This window comes from Nocardia farcinica, from assembly GCF_029867845.1.
Lineage (GTDB): Bacteria > Actinomycetota > Actinomycetes > Mycobacteriales > Mycobacteriaceae > Nocardia > Nocardia farcinica_A.
Genome location: NZ_JARWRU010000505.1, coordinates 1 through 1076, shown reverse-complemented (window position 1 = coordinate 1076; position 1076 = coordinate 1). Strand labels below are relative to the sequence as shown.

General features: G+C 72.5%; 1 protein-coding gene. It reads left to right on the top strand.

The annotated features are described in order from the left end of the window. The first annotated feature begins 103 nt into the window (after positions 1-103). Positions 104-907, top strand: a complete 804-nt coding sequence (locus tag QH283_RS11035; protein ID WP_280502923.1) for an acyl-CoA thioesterase domain-containing protein — start codon at positions 104-106, stop codon at positions 905-907. Positions 908-1076: the final 169 nt, after the last annotated feature.

Sequence of the window (1076 nt, the reverse complement as noted above, 5' to 3'; positions counted from 1 at the left end):
GCCTAGAGCGGACCGACGGGTCGGTATACAGGCCGACCGGGTCGATGGGCCGCCGCGTCACGGCGCGGCGGGCTTTTAGCGCCCGGCGGCGGACTGGAGTGAGATGAGTGTTCCGCTGGCGTTCTTCGAACGCACCGATCGTGGTTTCGAGCCGCTGCCCGCCGCGGTGGGCGCGTGGTCGCCGGACATGGTCAACGGGCCCGCGATCTGCGGCCTGCTCGGCGGTGAGCTCGACTCCGCGCATCGACCGGAGGGTTTCGTCCCCGCCCGGCTCACGGTCGACCTGTTCCGCGCCACGCTGCGCAAGCCGCTCGAGGTGACCACCGTCGAGGTCCGGCGCGGGTCGCGCATCGCCGTGGCCGACGCCCAGTTGCTCCAGGAGGGGCGAGCGGTGGCCAGGGCCACCGCGGTCTTCCTACGTCCCTCCGAGCAACCGCCGGGACAGGTGTGGACCAGGGGAGAGGTGCCAGAGCCGCCGCCGGCCGAACTGCGCGGCGACGCGCCGGTGTCGTACCTGTGGAACAGCGGCGAAGACGCGTCCGGGTGGTCGCGGCGGCTCGGCGGGCACCAGAACGACCAGCGCAAGCGCACCTGGCAGCGGCCCTTCCCGGTGATCCTCGGCGAGGAGCCCAATGTGCTGGCCACCGTGGCCACCGTCGGCGAGTCCACCAGCATGCTCACCAACTGGGGTCAGCAGGGCGTCGGCTACATCAACGGCGACCTGACCCTGGTGCTGAGCAGGCTGCCGCGCGGCGGCGCCATCGGCGTGCAGGCCGAGAACCACTTCAGCACCGACGGCATCGCGGTCGGCAACGCCACCCTCTTCGACGAGGACGGGCCCTTCGGGGCCGGGGTGACCACGGCGGTGGCCAATCCCGCCGCGCAGGTGGACTTCTCACAGCACTGAGCCTGCCTGCCGTGGCGCGCGAGCTGTGCTGATCGACCGTGCCGCGGACGTGGGGGGGGGAGCCGCGACAAATAAAAACGCGCCGGGGGGCCGGATAAAAACACGCACCAACGCTGCGGCGGCGGGGGGGGGGTCGCGGGGAGGAGCGCGGGGCCCCCACCGAGACGCG

Coding starts and splice junctions, on each gene's coding strand:
- QH283_RS11035 (WP_280502923.1), top strand. CDS start 104: ATGAGTGTTCCGCTGGCGTTCTTCGAACGCACCGATCGTGGTTTCGAG.